Below are 17,426 nucleotides of genomic sequence, written 5' to 3'. Positions count from 1 at the left end.
CGGAGGTCTGTCGCAAGCAAAGCCTTGCGACAGACCTCCGGGCCGCATTTCATTGGAGGCAGATCAACCAGAACCGTTGGGAAACAAACTTCTGGATCGTCTATCCATTCGCTACCAGATCGTGCGTACCTTGATGCCGCGTGCGGTCATGTGGTCTTTGCACTGTTTGATGCTGTATTCGCCGTAGTGGACGATGGAGGCGATGAGTGCTGCCGAGGCTTTGCCGAGGCTGACGGCGTCGGCCATGTGGTCGGGGTTGCCGGCACCGCCCGAGGCGATGACCGGGATGGTGACGGCCTCGGCGATCATGCGGGTCAGCTTTAATTCGTAGCCGGTCTTGGCTCCGTCGGCGTCGATGGAGTTGCAGCAGATTTCGCCGGCACCCAGCGCTTCGACGGTTTTGGCCCATTCCAGGGCGTCCAGGCCCATGGCTTTGCGGCCGCCGTGGATGACGATTTCGTAGCCCGAGGGGATGAGTTCCGAGACGGGAACCTGTTTGACATCCATGCCGACGACGACGCATTGGGAGCCAAAGGCAGCGGCGCCTTGGCTGATGATGTCGGGGTTTTTCACAGCTGCGGAGTTGACCGAGATTTTTTCCGCGCCAGCCAGCAGCACGGCCCGCATGTCTTCGACGGTGGAGATGCCGCCGCCGACGGAAAACGGGATGAATATTTCCCGGGCCACCCGGTCAACGACGTCGAGCATGATGCCGCGGCCTTCGCTGGAGGCGGTGATGTCGTAAAAGACCAGTTCGTCGGCTCCGGCTTCGTAGTAGAGCCGGGCGGTTTCCACGGGATCGCCGATATCGACGTTGCCTTTGAATTTGATGCCCTTGGTGAGCTTGCCGTCGCGGACGTCGAGGCAGGGGATGACGCGTTTGGAGAGCATGGCGTTAGACCTCCCGGCAGTAGGCAGCGAAATTGCGCAGCAGGGCGAGTCCCGGACGGCCACTTTTTTCCGGGTGGAACTGCACGGCCCAAAGGCCCTGGCGACCGTGGACCGAACAGAAGTCGAGCCCGTAATGGGTGACGCCGATGACGTATTCGGGGCTGGGCACGGGGTAGTAGCTGTGGACGAAATAGAATTCCGAGGCCGGGTCGATGCCCTCGAAGAGTTCGCACTTTTTATCCAGGCGCACCTGGTTCCAGCCCATGTGGGGGATGCGGATGGGGCTGTCATCTTCGTCGGTCAGCGCGGCGTTAAACAGGGCGCATTGGCCGGGCACGATGCCGAGGGCCGGAGTGTCGTTTTCGGCGCTGTAGTCGAGCAGTATCTGGCAACCGACACAGATGCCGAGCAGGGGCTTTGCGGCAGCGACCTGCTCTGTTAAAAGCGCATCGAGTCCGGTGGTGGTCAATTCGCGCATGGCCTGTCCGGCGGCCCCGACGCCGGGAAAAATGATGCCCGAGGCGTCGGCGATGACGGCCGGATCAGCGGTGATGCGGCAAGGGATGCCGAGGTGGTCCAGGGCGCGGCGCACGCTGGTCTGGTTCCCGGCCTTGTAATCCAAAATGGCAAGCATGGCGTTCTCCTTCACCCATGTGGACGGCGTCCCGGGAGCGGCCGGAGCCGGGGACACGATCAAGCGGCCGATGGCCGCTCGTCTTTCGCAGAAGGCGGTTGTGAACATTTTAGGCATTTTTGGCAAGGGAGGCGGCTATGATCATCGTCACCGGCGGGGCCGGATTTCTGGGCAGCGCCTTGGTGTGGGGGCTTAATGTCGCCGGGCGTGACGACATTTTGGTGGTGGACAACCTGGGGCACGGCGAGAAATGGAAAAATCTGGTCAACCGCCGGTTCGCCGACTATCTGCACAAGGACGCCTTTCTGGCCGCCATCGACGGGGACAAAGACCCCTTCGGGGTCGAGGCCGTGGTGCATCTCGGGGCCTGTTCCGCCACCACCGAGACGGACGCCGAGTATCTCATGCGCAACAATGTGGCTTATTCCAAAGCCGTGGCCCGCTACGCCCTCACTGCCGGGGCGCGGCTGATCGTGGCCTCGTCGGCGGCCACCTACGGCGACGGGGCCATGGGCTTTGACGACGATGTGGACGCTTTGGATACCCTTCGCCCGCTTAATATGTACGGCTATTCAAAACATTTGTTTGACTTGTGGGCGCAGCGCGAGGGCGTCTTGGGGCAGTTGGCCAGTCTAAAATTCTTTAATGTCTACGGTCCCAACGAGTACCACAAGGGCGAGATGCGCTCGGTGGTGTGCAAGTCCTACGCCCAGATTCGCAAGACCGGCCGGCTGTCGCTTTTCAAGTCACATCGGGCCGAGTATCCCGACGGCGGTCAGAAGCGCGATTTTCTGTCGGTCAAGGACGCGGTGGCGGTGATGCTGTGGCTCTTGGAGCATCATGAGGCGGGTGGGCTTTTCAACGTCGGTTGCGGCGCGGCCCGGACCTGGAACGATCTGGCGGCGGCGGTCTTTTCGGCCATGGAACGGGCCATTGCCGTGGATTACATCCCCATGCCCGAGGCCATACGCGAGAAGTACCAGTATTTCACCGAAGCCAAGATGGACCGGTTGCACCGGGCGGGCTATGACCAGCCGTTTCTGACCTTGGAAGAAGGCGTGGCCGATTATGTGCGGGGCTATCTGGCCAAGCCGGACCGCTATCTGTAACGCGTTGCGGCACGGTTGCTGCCGACGACGGTCTAACCAACACAAGACCCCCCCTGAAATACTTCTCCAATCAAGGGGGTCCGGGGGGGATTATCACCCCCGGCCGCCGGAGCAACGGTGGTTCACGCCAAACAGGCACTGTGCCCTTGTCCGACCGACGAGAGTCTTCCCCCCTTCAACCGTCGCGGCAACGCCGTTCTCCCCTAAACCCCTTGCCTTCAGGTGGGATTCCAAAGGGCTCAGCCCTTTGGCCGCCGGAGGCCTCTTCTGCCTTTCTCTCTTCATTTCCCAACGCGCTTACGTAAATAACACCCGCGTCATGACCTTGGCGTCGCCGATGGTTTTGGCGATACTGGAGCGTTCATTGGGCTGGTGGGCGTTGTGTTCCAGGGTGGCCCAGACCACGGCTGGGTAGCCGTGGCGGCGCAGATAGGCGGCGACGGTGCCGCCGCCGATGCCCATGGGTTTGGGCGAGGCGTTATAGACCGCCCGGATGCCGTCCATGACCCGTTTGACGATGGGGGCATCGACGTCGGTGGCTGGTGCGGCCTGTTCTTTCTGGATGATTTCGTAGCTGATGGTCACGCCGCAGGCGGCTTCCACTTCCTGGCCGTATTCGCGGATAACGGCCAGCACATCGTCGAGGTTGTAGTGCGGCAACACCCGGCAATCGACGTAAAACACGTCGCGGCCGGGGATGGTGTTGACGTTTTCGACGTTGGCTTCTTTTTTGGTCGGCTCGAAGGTGGAGTTGGCCGGATGAAACAACGGGTTTTTGTCGCCGAACCGATCATAGAGCTTGGGAATTTTGATGATGAACAGGGCGGCGGCGGACAGGGTGTTGATGCCTTGCTCGGGTGTGGAGGCATGGCACTGGCGGCCTTCGATGATGATTTTGAGCCACAGCATGCTTTTTTCGGCCACTTCCACCATTTCGCTGGTGGGCAGGCCGAAATCCGGCACCAGGAACAGATCGTCCTTGGTGAAAAGGCCGTCGGCGTGGGCGGCCACGTAGTCCAGGCCGTATTTGCTGCCGGTTTCTTCGTCGGCCACGAACAGCATGCCGTAATTGATGGGCGGCAGGAGTTTTTGGGTGGCTATGGCCCGGGCCACCAGGATGGAGCTGACCACGGCCTGCTGGTTGTCTTCCACGCCGCGTCCGTAGACGAGGTCATCCTCGACGGCCAGGGTATAGGGATCGGTGCGCCACAGCGTCCGGTCGCCGGGCGGCACGACGTCGAGGTGGGAGATGACCCAGAAGGTGCGCGAGGTATCGGCCCCGGGCATGACTACGGCCAGATTGGGGCGATGGCCGCAGGGCACGCGGGGGTCGGGGGCGTTTATTTCCCGGACTTCGGGGAGTCCCATGGCGGCGAGCAGTGTTTTGAGGCGGTCGGCTTTTTCGCGTTCGCCGGGCCCGCCGTTGTCTGGTCCCAGGGCTGGTATGGCGGTCAGTTCGCGTTGCAGATCGATGACGGCATCGCGCTGGGTGTCGAGGAAGGCAAGCAGATCGTCAAGCATAGAGGCTCCCACGGTTGTGATGATGGGTCTTGCGCCTTGGGAGCATAGTCGTTCGGTCAAGGCTTGGCAAACCCGGCGGCGCAACGCAAAAAGCCGGGAGGCACAAACCTCCCGGCACAATTGCGGCAAAAAACGTCGGACGACCTAGCGACCGCGGGCGGCGCGCTTGGAGGCCTTCAAGGGGTTGATGTTGACCTTGCCGCCCTTGTCTACTTCGAGCTTCATGTGGGTGGCGAAGTTGCAGACCTTCTGCGACCACTTGCGCTCGGGCAGGGGATAACTGCGGCAGTACTTGACCCCATCCTGTTCCATGGTGCGGTCGCAGCCCTCGCATTTTTCCACAATGGGATGGCATTCGACGCCATTGACGGTGATGACCTGGGACATGAGATAACCTCCGGGCCGCGCGGATGGGGCGCGGGAATGTTTTCAGCGGAAAGCCAGCCTTTATTATGGAGTCTGGCCATCTTGTCAAGGGGGGTGGTGGGGCGAACCAGCCGGAAACCTATCCGGCTACCGGACTTGCGAAACCGTTATATTGCCGGCTCCGGAATGTTCTGGGCGCGGCCGGATCATGATTTCCACGTCCTGGTCGAGCGCCGTGAGAAACTCCATGAGCCGTTCGACGGAAAAACCGTCGAGACGGTAGTTTTTCAATGCCGACACCTTGGGTTGGGGAATGCCGAGCAGGACGGCGGCATCGGCCTGCTTGAGCTTACGGATTCTGATGCATTCGTTGAGCACAAAGGCCAGACGGGTTTTGGCCCGACACTGGTCGGCATCGGGAAAGCCGAGATCGGCAAAAACATTGGTCGTGCCTTCGGTGATGGTCGTGTCATTCATGGACTGTTCCTGACAGGTCGTTCTGGTGGATGCTTGCGTAGTGTTGTCCCGCGCTTCGCAGACGTCGAGCTGCCAATTCGATGTCTTCCCGGGGCGTTTTGATGCCGGATTTGGACTTTTTTTGAAAGGCATGGAGCACATACACTGCTTGGGCAAACCGAACCGTATAAAGCGTTCGAAAGGTGTCGCCATCATCGTCTTCGACAATCTCGAATACGCCCGTTCCCAAGCCTTTCTATGGCTTCGCCCGGGGGTGCTTGCCACCAATCTGCGACAAACCCAAGGCATATCCCATAGCGCGCTGCACTGTTACCGGGAAGTCGAGAAAATCTTTTTTGGCCGACCCCACCCAATGAAGCGGTTTTTCCCGTGGAGAAAGTGGCTTCCCTGGCATGTCTTAATTATACTCGTTTTGGTATAAATTGCAAGGAGTCGGTGTATCCCAAAGGCCTCTTGCCTACCGTGCAGTAAGGTGGCTGGCTGCTTGCGCAAAATTACGTCGCAACGCCGCGTAATCCATTGTTAAAAAAGCGCCGTCGCGGAAAAGGACGTGCCCGGCGACCATGGTCAGCACGACTTCGCCGCCGTTGGCTGCGTAGACCGCGTCGGAAATCGGGTCGAAGCAGGGGTGCAGTTGCGGCCGGGTCAGGTCCAGGGCGCACAGATCGGCCGGAGCGCCGACTTCCAGCCGCCCCAGTTCGGGCCAACCCAGGGCTTGCGCGCCGTCGCGGGTGGCCATGTCCAGCGCCGCGCCGGCCTTTAAGGCCGTGGGATCGTTGCTGGCAACTTTTTGGAGCAGGGCGGCCGTTTCCATTTCCGAAAAAAGGTTCAGGGCATTGTTGCTGGCAGCACCATCCGTGCCAAGCCCGACCGTCACCCCGGCTGTTCGCAGGGCGTGGACCGGCGCTATGCCGCTGGCTAGCTTCATGTTGCTCTTGGGACAGTGCGACACGGCCGTGCCGGTTGCGGCCAAAAGCGTCAGGTCGGCTGCGTCAAGGGCCACGCCGTGGGCTAAAAGCGTTTGCGGGCCAAGCATGCCAAGGGAGTGCAGATAGGGGATGACACGCTGGCCGTTGGCGGCCAGGCAGTCGTCGTTTTCCCGGGCTGTCTCGGCGGCGTGGGTGGAAAGGAGCGTGCCGCGCTCCTTGGCAAAGGCGGCGCAGCGTTCCAACGTGGCCCGGCGGCAGGTGTAGACGGCGTGGGGGAAAATGGCCGGGCGCAGGAGCGCCTCCCCGGCCAGCCGGTCAGCCAGGGCACCGGCCGAGGCCAGGGCGGCGTCGGCGGTCTTGAACCCGGCGTTTTCGATATCAAAGACACCCTGGCAGAGGACAGCCCGCAGGCCGGCGGCCTGGGCAGCGTCAGCCACGGCATCGACAAAAAGATAGGCGTCGAGAAAGCACGTGGTTCCCGAGGCCAGCATCTCGGCGCAGGCAAGCTGTGTGCCCAGGCGCACAGCCTCGGGCGTCAGTTTGGCCTCAGCCGGCCAGATATGCTCGGAAAGCCAGACAGAGAGCGGTGCGTCGTCGCACAGGCCGCGAAAAAGCGTCATGGCTGCGTGGGTGTGGGTGTTGACCAACCCGGGGAGCAGCATGGCTTCGGGCAGGGCGATAGTCTCGACCGGGGTGTAGCGGGCGGCCAGTTCGGCCCGCGGCCCGATGGCGGTGATGACGCCGCCTGTTATGGCCAGGGCGGCGTCGCGCAGCACCGCGCGGGCATCGTTTTGGGTGACCACCACAGCGGCAGTGATCAGGACGTCACAGGGCAGGGTGTGTGTGGGAGCGATTGGGGCATTCATGGCGCGATCTGTAGCGCACACCCGCAAAACCGCCAAGCCCGGCTTGACCGGTTGGCCTAAAATCCCTATCCGAAAGCGGTTACCAGTCTGATTTTCCAAGGAGACGGTCATGGACCTGCGCACACTCATCCGCGACATCCCGGATTATCCCAAAGAAGGCATCCTTTTTTTCGACATTACGCCGCTTCTGGGCGATCCTGCCGGTTTTCGCCAGGCCATTGATCTGCTGGCCGAGCGGTTCGCCGACTCCGGGGCCACCAAAATCGTGGCGGCTGAGGCCCGGGGATTCATTTTCGGCGCAGCCCTGGCCTACAAGATGGGCCTGGGGTTTGTGCCGGTGCGCAAGCCCGGCAAGCTGCCGTACAAGACCGTGTCCATTTCCTACGAACTGGAATACGGTTCGGATACCTTGTGCATGCACGAGGATGCGCTGCTGCGCGACGAAAAGGTGCTGGTCATCGACGACTTGCTGGCCACCGGCGGCACGCTGTCCGGCGTGATCGATCTGGTGGAGCATTTCGGGGCCGATATCGTCGGCATCGGCGTGGTCATCGAGTTGGAGTTCCTCAACGGCAAGGAACAGCTGCGCTCCTACGGCTGCGAAAGCATCCTGCAGATCGCCTAGACATTTTTCTAAAGCACAGGCCGCAGCCCGGTGCGCGGCGGCCAGGGTTGGAGACGGATACGCATGAAAATCGGCATCATCGGCGGCAGCGGCCTGGACGATCCCAATATCCTGGAAAACCCCAGCGACCTTGAGGTGGACACACCCTACGGCGCGCCCAATTCCACCCTGCGCCAAGGCAAGATCGGCGGCAAGGATGTGGTGCTCTTGGCCCGTCACGGCCGCTCGCACACGGCCACGCCCACCAATGTCAACTACCGGGCCAACATCCATGCCCTGCGCATGGTCGGCTGCGCCGCCGTCCTGTCCACCACGGCCGTCGGGTCGCTGCGGGCCGAGATCGGACGCGGCGATCTGGTCATTCTTGATCAGTTTATCGACTTCACCCGGCGTCGGGCGCTGACCTTCCATGATCGGTTCGAGCCGCATAATCCGGCCCACACGCCCATGGCTGATCCGTTTTCCGAGCCGCTGCGCGAGCTACTCGTGGCCGCCTGCCGCAAGTTCGGCTACCGCCACCACGACAAGGGCACGGTGGTGACCATCGAGGGACCGCGTTTTTCCACCCGGGCCGAATCGAACATGTTTCGGGCATGGGGAGCGGATGTCATCAACATGAGCGTGGCCACCGAATGCGCCCTGGCCGTCGAAGCCGGCCTTCCCTATGCCGCCGTGGCCATGAGCACGGACTACGACTGCTGGAAGACCGACGAGCCGCCGGTTTCCTGGGACGAGATTGTTACGATTTTCAAGGAAAACGCCGAGAAGGTGACCAGCGTGCTGATTGAGGTTGTCGGGAAGATGTAGTCAGGCGGCCGGTTGGTCGGCTGTTGCGAGAGATTTTGGAAGGGCGTTCGCTGGCGGACGCCCTTTTTTATGATGCGCCCGCCGTTCCCAATCCTGCCCAAGCATGGCATAATACTCCGACCATCCCCTTCCCGCGACGCGCCGCGCCGCGCCAGGAGCCAGCCATGCCACACACCGACCACGCCGCAACGCTGCCCGCTGCCCATAAAGCCTTTTACGACCGTATACGCATTTTCCTCCCAGCCGAGCGCGTCATCCTCGGCCCGTTTCGCAATCTGGCCCTTGGCGACGACGCCAGCTTCTATCGCCTGGTCCCCAAAATTGTGGTCAAGGCCGTAACCCAGGACGAAGTGGCGAAGCTCCTTCGCGCCGCAGCGGCCGAGGACGTGGCCGTCACCTTTCGCACCGCCGGCACCAGCCTGTCCGGGCAGGCGCTCACCGACTCCGTGCTTATTTATCTGGCCGGCCACTGGCGGGGGCTTCGTATCCATCCCGGCGCGTCCCACATAAGCCTCGAACCCGGGGTCATCGGGGCTGAGGCCAATTTCCAGCTGGCACCGTATGGCCGCAAGATCGGCCCGGACCCGGCTTCGATCAGCGCCTGCATGATCGGCGGCATCGCCGCCAACAACTCGTCCGGCATGTGCTGCGGCACGGCGGAAAACAGCTACAAGACCGTCGAATCCATGCGCCTCGTGTTTGCCGACGGCGAGACGCTGGATACGGCCGACCCGGTCTCCAAGGCCCGGTTCGCCGCTGCCCGGCCGCAGCTCTTGGCCGAACTGGCCGCCATGCGGGCCGAAATCCTGGCCGATGTTGATCTGGCCGAGCGCATCCGGCACAAATTCAAGATTAAAAACACCACCGGCTACGGCCTCAACGCCTTTATTGACTTTGACGACCCCTTCGACATCCTGCTCCACCTCATCATCGGTTCCGAAGGCACGCTGGCCTTTATCAGCGAGGTCACCTATCGCACCGTGGTTGAGCATCCGTTTAAGGCCTCGTCGCTGATGCTCTATCCCGATATAGACGCCGCCTGCCGGGCGACCATGGCCCTTAAGGCCGGTCCTGTGGCGGCGGTCGAACTCATGGACCGGGCATCCTTGCGTTCCGTCGAAGACAAGCCGGGCATGCCGGCCTATTTAAAAACGCTGTCCGAGGACGCGGCCGCCATCCTGGTCGAGGTGCGCGCTGCCGACAAACCGGGTTTGCTGGCCGCCATCGATGGGGCGCTGACCCGGGTGGCCGGCATCGAGCCGGTTTTCCCGCTCCTTTTTATGGACGCCAAGGACGATTACGAACAGCTCTGGAACATCCGGCGCGGGCTTTTCACCTCCGTCGGCGGGGCGCGTAAGCCCGGCAGCGCGGTCATTATCGAAGACGTGGTCTTCCCCATCGAGCATCTGGCCCAAGGGACCGTAGAACTGCAGCGCCTCATGCGCGACCACGGCTTTCCCGAAGGCATCATTTTCGGCCACGCCCTGGAAGGCAATCTGCACTTTGTTTTTTGCCCGGATTTCGCTGATCCGGTGGCTGTGGGCAACTATCAAAAGCTCATGGACGAGGTGGCGGCCATGGTGGTCGGCCGCTTTGACGGGTCGCTTAAGGGCGAGCACGGCACCGGCCGCAACATGGCTCCCTTTGTGGAGATGGAGTGGGGCAAGACCGCCTACAGCTTCATGCAGCGCTTAAAGCGCGCCTTTGATCCGGCCGGCATCCTCAATCCCGGGGTCATTTTAAACGACGACCCGGACGTGTATCTGAAGAATTTAAAGCCCCTGCCCGAGGTCAATCCGCTGATTGACCGCTGCATCGAGTGCGGCTACTGCGAATCGGTCTGCCCCTCGCGAAATGTCACCACCACCCCGCGCCAGCGCATAACCCTCCAGCGCCATATGGCCTTGGCCAAAAAAGCCGGCGATCTGGGCGCATTCACTGAATTCCACGACGCCTACGACTATTTCGGTGCTGCCACCTGCGCGGCCGACGGCCTGTGCGCCACGGTCTGCCCGGTGTCGGTGGATACGGGCGTCTTCACCAAGGATTACCGCCGCCAGGAAGCCAGCGCGCGAGGCAAAAAGATCGGGCGCTTTGTGGCCGACCATTACGGGCTGGTCACTTGGCTGTCTGGCCGGGGACTGTGGCTCTCGGACGTCGTCCACAGCCTGATAGGCACGCCGGCCATGACGGCCATGACCCACGGGCTGCGAAAGCTCACCGGCGGGCTGGTGCCGTACTGGACACCCTTTGCCCCCAAGGGCGCGCCAAAGCCAGCCTTGCGCAACACCTGCCACGGCAAGGGCCGGCAAGTGGTCTATTTCCCGAGCTGCACCACCCGGGCCATGGGACCGTCGGCCCTGGACCCGGATCAGCGCGGCCTGTTTGAGGCCACCATGTCCGTTCTGGCCAAGGCCGGCTATGACGTGATTTTCCCCGAAGCCATGAAGAATCTGTGCTGCGGCCTGACACTGGAATCCAAGGGCCTGCACGACGATGCGGCCCGCAAATCTCAGGAGCTTGAGGCTGTGCTTCGGGCCGTTAGCAACAACGGGGCCATCCCCATCTTGTGCGACGCCAGCCCATGCCTGTATACCATGCGCTGCAAGATGGAGCCGGGCCTTAAATTGCATGAGCCGGTGGAGTTTATTTACGACTATTGCTTGCCGCATCTCGACATAACGCCGGCACCGGACACGGTGGCTCTCCATGTGTCGTGTTCATCGGTCAAAATGGGGCTTTCGGCCAAGTTTACGGCCCTGGCCGAGCGCTGCACCGCTCGGGTGGTCGTGCCGCGCGGCATCCATTGCTGTGGCTTTGCTGGTGATCGCGGCTTTTTCTATCCCGAACTCAATGCCTCGGCCCTGGCCGATCTGCCCGGCCAGTTGCCGGCCGCGACGACCGCCGGCTATTCCAACAGCCGCACCTGCGAAATCGGGCTGTCCTTTCACGGCGGCGTGCCGTACCAGTCCATCGTCTATCTGGTGGACCGCGCCGCCCGGCCCAAGGACTGATTGTTGGTGCATTCTCCCGGGCCGGTCGCCGAAAAGCGTCCGACCGGCCCGGGGGTACGTGCGCCTGCTCTATTATTCATCAAATGTTTAGAAAACCGGAGAAACCTGTCTCTGCGCCATTCCGTGGCCGGGGAGTCCGTGCGGCCCCCTTGACGCGCAGGCGCGCCGGATCAAGAATGCGCGCCGCCCTTACGTGGGCGAGGAGTCTGCCCATGCGCGCACGCGTGTTCATTTTGACAATTCTTGTGCTGCTGTTTGCCCTGCAGCACGCGGCGGCCGGAACACCGCCGACCGAACCGATTCTTCGCATCGAAACCGGCATGCATACAGCGCTTATCAAGCGCATCGCCGTGGATGGGCTGGGCCGGTATCTGGCCACCGCCTCCGACGACAAAACCTGCCGCGTCTGGGACATAAAGACCGGCGAAGAACTGCGCGTCCTGCGCCCGCCCATTGGCAACGACTACGAAGGGCGGCTCTACAGCGTGGCCATGAGCCCGGACGGGCGCTATGTATTTTGCGGCGGCTGGTCCGGCTACGGCTGGGACAAGGCGCACAGCATCTATGTGTTCGAGCGCGAATCCGGCCGGCTGGTGCGACGCCTGACCGGTTTGCCAAGCGTGGTCAACCACCTGACCGTCTCCCACGACGGCGACTATCTGGCCGCAGCCCTTGGCGAAGACGGCGTGCGGGTGTGGCGGCTGTCCGATCTGGCCCTTATCGGCCAGGACAAAGACTATAAGGGCGAGAGCTACGGCGCGGCCTTTGACGGCAAGAACCATCTGGCCACGGCCTGCTACGACGGCCAGATAAGGCTCTACCGCGTGGCCGACACCGGTCTGACCCTTGTGGCCAAGGCCCAGGCCCAGGGTGGTGCGCGCCCGTTTTCCCTGGCCTTTTCCCCGGATGGCAGCCAGCTTGCCGTGGGCTTTACCGACACCGCCGCTGTGGCCGTCCTGGATGGCGAGACACTGGGGCTTTTGGGCGCGCCCAATCTGGCCGGCGTGGATAACGGCAATCTGGCCAGCGTGGCTTTTGCCGCCGATGGGTCGCTTTTGGCCGGCGGGCGCTGGGTCACGGACCGGGGCTGCCCCATCCGCAGCTTCAAGCCGTCTGATTTCGTGCAATACCGCGATCTCGACACCGGCAAATCGGCTGTCGTCACCCTGTGCCCGCTGCCCGACGGCGGCCTGGCCTATGGCACGGTGGCACCACGCTGGGGCGTGCTGCGCCCGGACGGCAGCTTCGGCATGACGCGCTCGCCAGCCATCCAGGATTTCCGTTCCTCGGTGCGCACGTTTTATCTCGACCGCACCGGCGAAACCGTGGCCTATGCCGTGGGCGGGCGCAAGGGCGTGTCCCGCTTTGCCCTGCCAGGGCGCGATCTGCGCCATCTCAATGCCCCGACGCCGGATCTGGCCGCCCCGCGCACCCAGGCCCAGGGCGTGGCCGTCACCGGCTGGGAGGGCGGGCGCACACCCTTGCTCAACGGCCAGCCGCTCAAGCTCAAAGATTTTGAGACATCGTATTCCCTGGCCCTGTCCCCGGATAACCGCCGGCTGGCCCTGGGTACCTCCTGGAACGTGCGGGCGTATGGTATCGACGGTGCCCCCTTGTGGCAGACACCGGCCCCGGACGCGGTCTGGGCCGTCAATGTGAGTGGGGATGGCCGGGTGGTTGCGGCCGCCATCGGCGATGGCTCCATCCGCTGGTACCGCATGGAGGATGGCCGCGAAATTCTGTCATTTTTTCCCCATGCCGATGGCAAACGCTGGGTGTTGTGGACCCAGACCGGCTACTACGACGCCTCGTCCGGCGGCGAGGACATGATCGGCTGGAACGTCAATAACGGCCCGGATCATGCCGCTGACTTCTTTCCGGCTTCGCGCTTTCGCGAGGCCTTCCACCGCCCGGACGTCCTGGATCTGGCCTTGCGGACGCTGGATGAAACCAAGGCACTGGGGGCGGCCAACGTGGCCCGGGGCGGCGATGTGCGGGCGCCCTCGGTGCTGACCGCCCGCCCGCCGGTGGTGGAAATCCTGACGCCCGCCGCCGGGGCCGGGTTTGCCGCTGCGGATATGACCGTCAAATACGCCGTGCGCAGCCCGGGCGGCGAGGACATTACCGCCGTGCGCGTCCTTGTCGACGGCGCGCGCGTGGGTGAGGAGCGCCCCAATCTGGCCGGCAAGGGCCTTGAGCCCAGCGTCCTTTCGGCCAAGGTCGTCCTGCCCGAGCACGACGTGGTGCTGTCGGTGGTGGCGGAGAATAAAAACGGCCCCTCGGCCCCGGCCACGGTGCGGCTCAAATGGAGCGGCAAGGCGGCGGTGGCACCTGTGGCCGCGCCGGCCGCCAAGCTTTACGTGCTGGCCGTGGGAGCCGGGGCCTATGCCGACAAATCCCTGGCCCTGACCTATCCGGCCAAGGACGCCAAGGATTTCGCCGCTGCCATGGAACTGCAAAAAGGCCGGCTCTACGGTGATGTTGTCACCCGGGTGCTGACCGACGAGGCCGCCACCAAAGAGGCAGTCCTCAATGGCCTGGACTGGATCGAACGCCAGACCACCCAGCATGATGTGGCCATGATCTTTTTGGCCGGACATGGGGTCAACGATAAAAACGGCGACTATTACTTTTTGCCGACGTCGGTTGATCTGGAAAAGCTGCGGGCTTCCGGGCTGCCGTTTATGGAAGTGCAAAAGACCATCCGCAACATCGCGGGCAAGACGCTCTTTTTCGTCGATACCTGCCATTCCGGCTCCATCATGGGGGCCGGACGCCGCGGCATGACCGACGTCAACGGCGTGATCAACGAACTCTCCAGCGCCGGCAACGGAGCCATTGTCTTTGCCGCCTCCACCGGCCGGCAGTATTCGTTGGAAAAACCGGACTGGCAAAACGGGGCCTTTACCAAGGCCCTGGTGGAAGGGGTGCTCGGCAAGGCAGACAACCGCCGCACCGGCCGGGTGACGTTTAAGATGCTCGACCTCTACATCTCCGAGCGGGTCAAGGAGCTGACCGGCGGCGAGCAGACCCCGACCACGGGTGTGCCGGGCACGGTGGAGGATTTCCCCATCGCCGCCTATTAGCGGCGCGCTGCCGGTAGGCTGCAAACGCCCCGTCGTCGCCAAGGTCTGGCGGCGGCGGGGCGTTTTGGCATGCAGCGCGGTTTCTCGGATCGGGCGCACTGGCTGCTCCGGCAGCAGTCGGGCACTCCATGTCGTACCCGTTTCTCACCCTGCCTGCGCCATGCGCCAAGCGCATAAAAAAAGGCCCTCGGACGAACCAGGGCCTTTTGACTGCGTGGCAGCGTGGCAGGGGTCAGCGAAGCACTTTTTTGACCACGGCCAGGAGCTGATCCGGGGTAAACGGCTTGACGATCCAACCCGTGGCTCCGGCAGACTTGCCTTCGGCCTTTTTGCCGGCCTGGGATTCGGTGGTCAGCATGACCACCGGAATGAACTTGTAGGCGGCCTGGGCCCGGATGCCCTTGATCAGTCCGATGCCGTCCAGGTTTGGCATGTTGAGGTCAGTGATGACCATATCAATGGTGCCCGTCAGCTTGGACAGCGCATCCTTGCCGTCTGAAGCTTCAATGACCTCGTAGCCTTCCTTTTTCAGCGTAAAGGCCACCATCTGTCTGACGCTGGCCGAATCGTCCACGGTCATGATGCGTTTAGCCATCTCGTCCCTCATCGGAAAAAAAAGTTGTGAGTTGGGGCGTTTGGGTAAACCCTGAAACCCGGGCCGCAGAAATGGCTGCTTGGGATACAGGGCCGTGTCGGGTCAGGGTGCCGCCGCTGCGCGCAACGGTGTGCGCTGTGGACAGGACAAGCTGCAAAAACGTGATGTCGGCTTCCTCGACCCCGGAAATGTCAAGCACCAGCCGGGGATCGGTAGCGACAGCCGCAAGCAGGCCTTCGCGAAGGGCGGCGGCATGCTCCACGGTGCATTTTCCGGCAATGGCGAGAACGAGTTTCCCGGCGTCCTCGAATCGGGTCAGTTCCATAGCATCTCCCGGTGAGCCGCATTACTGGACAAGTGTACGAGAGGGATCGGTTGCTTGCAAGCGGGTCTCTTCACGGCTGCGGACAAACCGCACCAGTTGGGGCACGTCGAGGATTAAGGAAATGCTGCCATCCCCGTTGATGGTTGTGCCGGAAATCCATTTCAGGTGGCGGTAGCAATCGTCAAGGCTCTTGATGACGGCCTGCTGCCGGCCGATGACCCGGTCCACGCAAAAGCCCACGGTCTCTCCTTCGGTTTCCGTAATCACCACCCGCTCATAGACGGGCTGCTGGCCGGGCACGGCGAACAGGCGGCGCAGGCTCACCACCGGCACCAATTCCCCCATGCGTTCCAGGGTTTCCACCGTGCGCACCACCTCGTTGACAAAGCGCTCCTGGAATCCCCGCAGATTGGCCAGGGGCACGATGTAGGAATCGCCGCCGACCATGACGTTAAAGCCGTCGATGATGGCGAGTGTCAGCGGCAGCCGGATGGTCACCCGGGCACCCTGGCCCAGCACACTCTCCAGTTCCACCGTGCCGCGCAGGGCTTCGATGTTGCGTTTGACCACGTCCATGCCCACGCCCCGGCCGGAGACGTCGGAAACCGTGGCGGCGGTGGAAAAGCCGGGCTTGAAGATGCAGTCGAAAAGTTCTTTTTCCGTGGGTTCGGCGTCAGGGGCGATAAGGCCCCGCTCCATGGCCTTGCGGCGCACGACGGACAGATCAATGCCGCGTCCGTCGTCAGCGATGACAATGACGACGTTGCCGGCCGAGTGCATGGCCGACAAGGTGATGCGTCCGCAGGCCGGTTTGCCGTTGGCCAGGCGCTCCTGCGGTGGCTCCAGGCCGTGGTCGAGGCTGTTGCGCAGCAGATGGACGAGGGGGTCTTTCATGCGGTCGATGACGGTCTTGTCGAGTTCGGTCTCGCCGCCCACGGCCACAAATTCCACTTCTTTGCCAAGGCTGGCCGACAAGTCGCGGGTCAGGCGGGTGAACTGGCTGAACACCGAGCCGATGGGCAGCATGCGCAGCCCCAGGGCCACGTCGCGCAGGGTGTCGGTGAGCCTTTCCAGGTCTTCGTCCACCTCGGCCACGGCGTCGATGTCTTTGGCCTTGGCGGCCTGGCGCAGGCGCGATTGCAGAATGACCAACTCGCCGACCATGCTCACCAGACTGTCCAGACGCCCGGCGTCCACGCGCAGGGTGGCGGCAGCGGTGGGTTGCGGTCGGGCGGCGGGTTCTCCTTCGGTGGGACCGGTCCTGGCCTGGACCTTTTTCTTGGCGACGTCGATGGCAGCAACCTTGGCGGCCACATGCGCTTCCAGGCGTTGCTGCGCGGCATCAATTGTCGCCTCGTCCTGTCCGACCAGGGTAGCCAACAGTTCGTCCAGGTCGCTGCCGCGAAGCAAGCCGGTATGGATGCGCGTGAGGCTGACTTCGGAGTCGCCTTCAACGAAAATGAAGACATCGCGCAGGCTTTCGGCGGAGCAAGGGGTGCACACGAGCAGATCAAACACGCCGTAGACGGCCTCGGGGTCATAGTCCGAATCATCCAGCGCGGGCAGCGGGCCATGGCGCAGGACGCGCACCATGCCCAGGGTATCCAATTCGGCCAGTAGCCGGACGGGGTCGTTGCCGGTGTGGAGCATGGTCGCCGATGGGCGCAGCCGCACCCAGTAGATGCCGGGCGGGCCGGACTGGGCCGGGCAGGCATAGGGATTGTCGTCTGTCGCGGCCCCGGCCGCCGGCTGGTCCAGGGCGGGCTGGGCGTGCCCGGCCGTGCCATTGGGCAGATAGGCGGCGAATGCGGCGAGCAGGACGTCGGAGGCCTGGCGCAGTTCGTCCACAGCCGTGTCCCGGGGGGCTTCCAACAGGACAAGGATATGGTCCTTGGCTGCCAGTGTCAGGGAGAGCAGTTCCCGGGTGATAGGCAATTCGCCTGAGCGTACCCGGTCAAGGACGGTTTCCACGTCATGGGTGAAACGGGAAATCTCGTCGAAGCCGAACATGGCTCCGCCGCCTTTGATGGTGTGCATGGCCCGGAAACAGGCATCCACGCGTTCCGTGTCGCCTGGATTGCTTTCCAGTTCGAGCAGGCCGCGTTCCAGTTCGCCGAGCAACTCCCGGGTTTCCTCGACGTAGAGCCCGATGGAGGGGTCAATATCTGACATGGCCCAGCC

At 63.0% G+C, this 17,426-nt stretch carries 15 protein-coding genes; 5 read left to right on the top strand and 10 right to left on the bottom strand.

Going from position 1 to position 17,426, the window contains the following annotated elements:
* Nucleotides 1-111: 111 nt before the first annotated feature.
* Entirely contained in the window at nucleotides 112-891 is a 780-nt protein-coding gene (hisF, locus tag GTA51_RS12960) for an imidazole glycerol phosphate synthase subunit HisF (RefSeq protein WP_160961700.1), read from the bottom strand.
* 4 nt (nucleotides 892-895) lie between these two features.
* A complete protein-coding gene (gene hisH / locus GTA51_RS12955) occupies nucleotides 896-1,525 on the bottom strand; it encodes an imidazole glycerol phosphate synthase subunit HisH (protein WP_160961698.1) in 630 nt (209 codons plus the stop codon).
* Nucleotides 1,526-1,662: 137 nt separating this feature from the next.
* On the opposite strand from hisH, the gene rfaD reads away from it, so the two are divergent.
* Nucleotides 1,663-2,634: an ADP-glyceromanno-heptose 6-epimerase gene (gene rfaD / locus GTA51_RS12950; RefSeq protein ID WP_160961696.1), complete on the top strand. Its 972-nt coding sequence runs from the start codon at nucleotides 1,663-1,665 to the stop codon at nucleotides 2,632-2,634.
* A gap of 297 nt (nucleotides 2,635-2,931) precedes the next feature.
* Here the strand turns inward: rfaD and GTA51_RS12945 are convergent, their stop codons facing one another.
* From GTA51_RS12945 to GTA51_RS12925, 5 genes are all read right to left on the bottom strand, one after another.
* Complete coding sequence (locus tag GTA51_RS12945; protein WP_160961695.1) at nucleotides 2,932-4,155, bottom strand: M20 family metallo-hydrolase; 1,224 nt, start codon at nucleotides 4,153-4,155, stop codon at nucleotides 2,932-2,934.
* 144 nt (nucleotides 4,156-4,299) lie between these two features.
* Nucleotides 4,300-4,542, bottom strand: a complete 243-nt coding sequence (locus tag GTA51_RS12940) for a PxxKW family cysteine-rich protein (protein ID WP_160961693.1) — start codon at nucleotides 4,540-4,542, stop codon at nucleotides 4,300-4,302.
* Between the two features lie 126 nt (nucleotides 4,543-4,668).
* The gene (locus GTA51_RS12935; RefSeq protein WP_160961691.1) at nucleotides 4,669-4,998 is read right to left on the bottom strand and encodes a helix-turn-helix domain-containing protein; all 330 of its coding nucleotides are present in this window, start codon (nucleotides 4,996-4,998) and stop codon (nucleotides 4,669-4,671) included.
* A complete protein-coding gene (locus GTA51_RS20965; RefSeq protein WP_246198126.1) occupies nucleotides 4,991-5,227 on the bottom strand; it encodes a type II toxin-antitoxin system RelE/ParE family toxin in 237 nt (78 codons plus the stop codon). Before GTA51_RS20965 ends, GTA51_RS12935 begins: the two co-directional genes overlap by 8 nt.
* A gap of 228 nt (nucleotides 5,228-5,455) precedes the next feature.
* Nucleotides 5,456-6,793 carry an amidohydrolase gene (locus tag GTA51_RS12925; RefSeq protein ID WP_160961689.1) on the bottom strand — a complete coding sequence of 446 codons (1,338 nt, stop codon included), beginning with the start codon at nucleotides 6,791-6,793 and terminating at the stop codon, nucleotides 5,456-5,458.
* Nucleotides 6,794-6,902: 109 nt separating this feature from the next.
* On the opposite strand from GTA51_RS12925, the gene GTA51_RS12920 reads away from it, so the two are divergent.
* The 4 genes from GTA51_RS12920 to GTA51_RS12905 all read left to right on the top strand — a co-directional run bounded on the left by GTA51_RS12920 (nucleotide 6,903) and on the right by GTA51_RS12905 (nucleotide 14,325).
* The gene (locus GTA51_RS12920; protein ID WP_160961687.1) at nucleotides 6,903-7,418 is read left to right on the top strand and encodes an adenine phosphoribosyltransferase; all 516 of its coding nucleotides are present in this window, start codon (nucleotides 6,903-6,905) and stop codon (nucleotides 7,416-7,418) included.
* A gap of 63 nt (nucleotides 7,419-7,481) precedes the next feature.
* On the top strand, nucleotides 7,482-8,225 hold the full coding sequence (mtnP, locus tag GTA51_RS12915) for an S-methyl-5'-thioadenosine phosphorylase (RefSeq protein WP_160961685.1): 744 nt from the start codon (nucleotides 7,482-7,484) through the stop codon (nucleotides 8,223-8,225).
* Between the two features lie 164 nt (nucleotides 8,226-8,389).
* Nucleotides 8,390-11,239 carry an FAD-binding and (Fe-S)-binding domain-containing protein gene (locus tag GTA51_RS12910; RefSeq protein ID WP_160961683.1) on the top strand — a complete coding sequence of 950 codons (2,850 nt, stop codon included), beginning with the start codon at nucleotides 8,390-8,392 and terminating at the stop codon, nucleotides 11,237-11,239.
* A gap of 212 nt (nucleotides 11,240-11,451) precedes the next feature.
* Complete coding sequence (locus GTA51_RS12905; RefSeq protein WP_160961681.1) at nucleotides 11,452-14,325, top strand: caspase family protein; 2,874 nt, start codon at nucleotides 11,452-11,454, stop codon at nucleotides 14,323-14,325.
* A gap of 232 nt (nucleotides 14,326-14,557) precedes the next feature.
* On the opposite strand, the gene GTA51_RS12900 is transcribed toward GTA51_RS12905, so the two are convergent.
* From GTA51_RS12900 to GTA51_RS12890, 3 genes are read right to left on the bottom strand one after another with little or no spacing between them, the layout of a single operon-like run.
* A complete protein-coding gene (locus tag GTA51_RS12900; protein ID WP_160961680.1) occupies nucleotides 14,558-14,920 on the bottom strand; it encodes a response regulator in 363 nt (120 codons plus the stop codon).
* Complete coding sequence (locus GTA51_RS12895) at nucleotides 14,913-15,245, bottom strand: STAS domain-containing protein (RefSeq protein WP_160961678.1); 333 nt, start codon at nucleotides 15,243-15,245, stop codon at nucleotides 14,913-14,915. Before GTA51_RS12895 ends, GTA51_RS12900 begins: the two co-directional genes overlap by 8 nt.
* A gap of 21 nt (nucleotides 15,246-15,266) precedes the next feature.
* Nucleotides 15,267-17,417, bottom strand: coding sequence for a chemotaxis protein CheA (locus tag GTA51_RS12890; protein ID WP_160961676.1), 2,151 nt, complete (start codon nucleotides 17,415-17,417; stop codon nucleotides 15,267-15,269).
* Nucleotides 17,418-17,426: the final 9 nt, after the last annotated feature.

The organism is Solidesulfovibrio aerotolerans (genome assembly GCF_009856865.1).
GTDB classification, from domain to species: Bacteria; Desulfobacterota; Desulfovibrionia; order Desulfovibrionales; family Desulfovibrionaceae; genus Solidesulfovibrio; species Solidesulfovibrio aerotolerans.
Note: the sequence above shows the minus strand (reverse complement) of the source record. Positions and strands in the feature narration are given on the sequence as shown.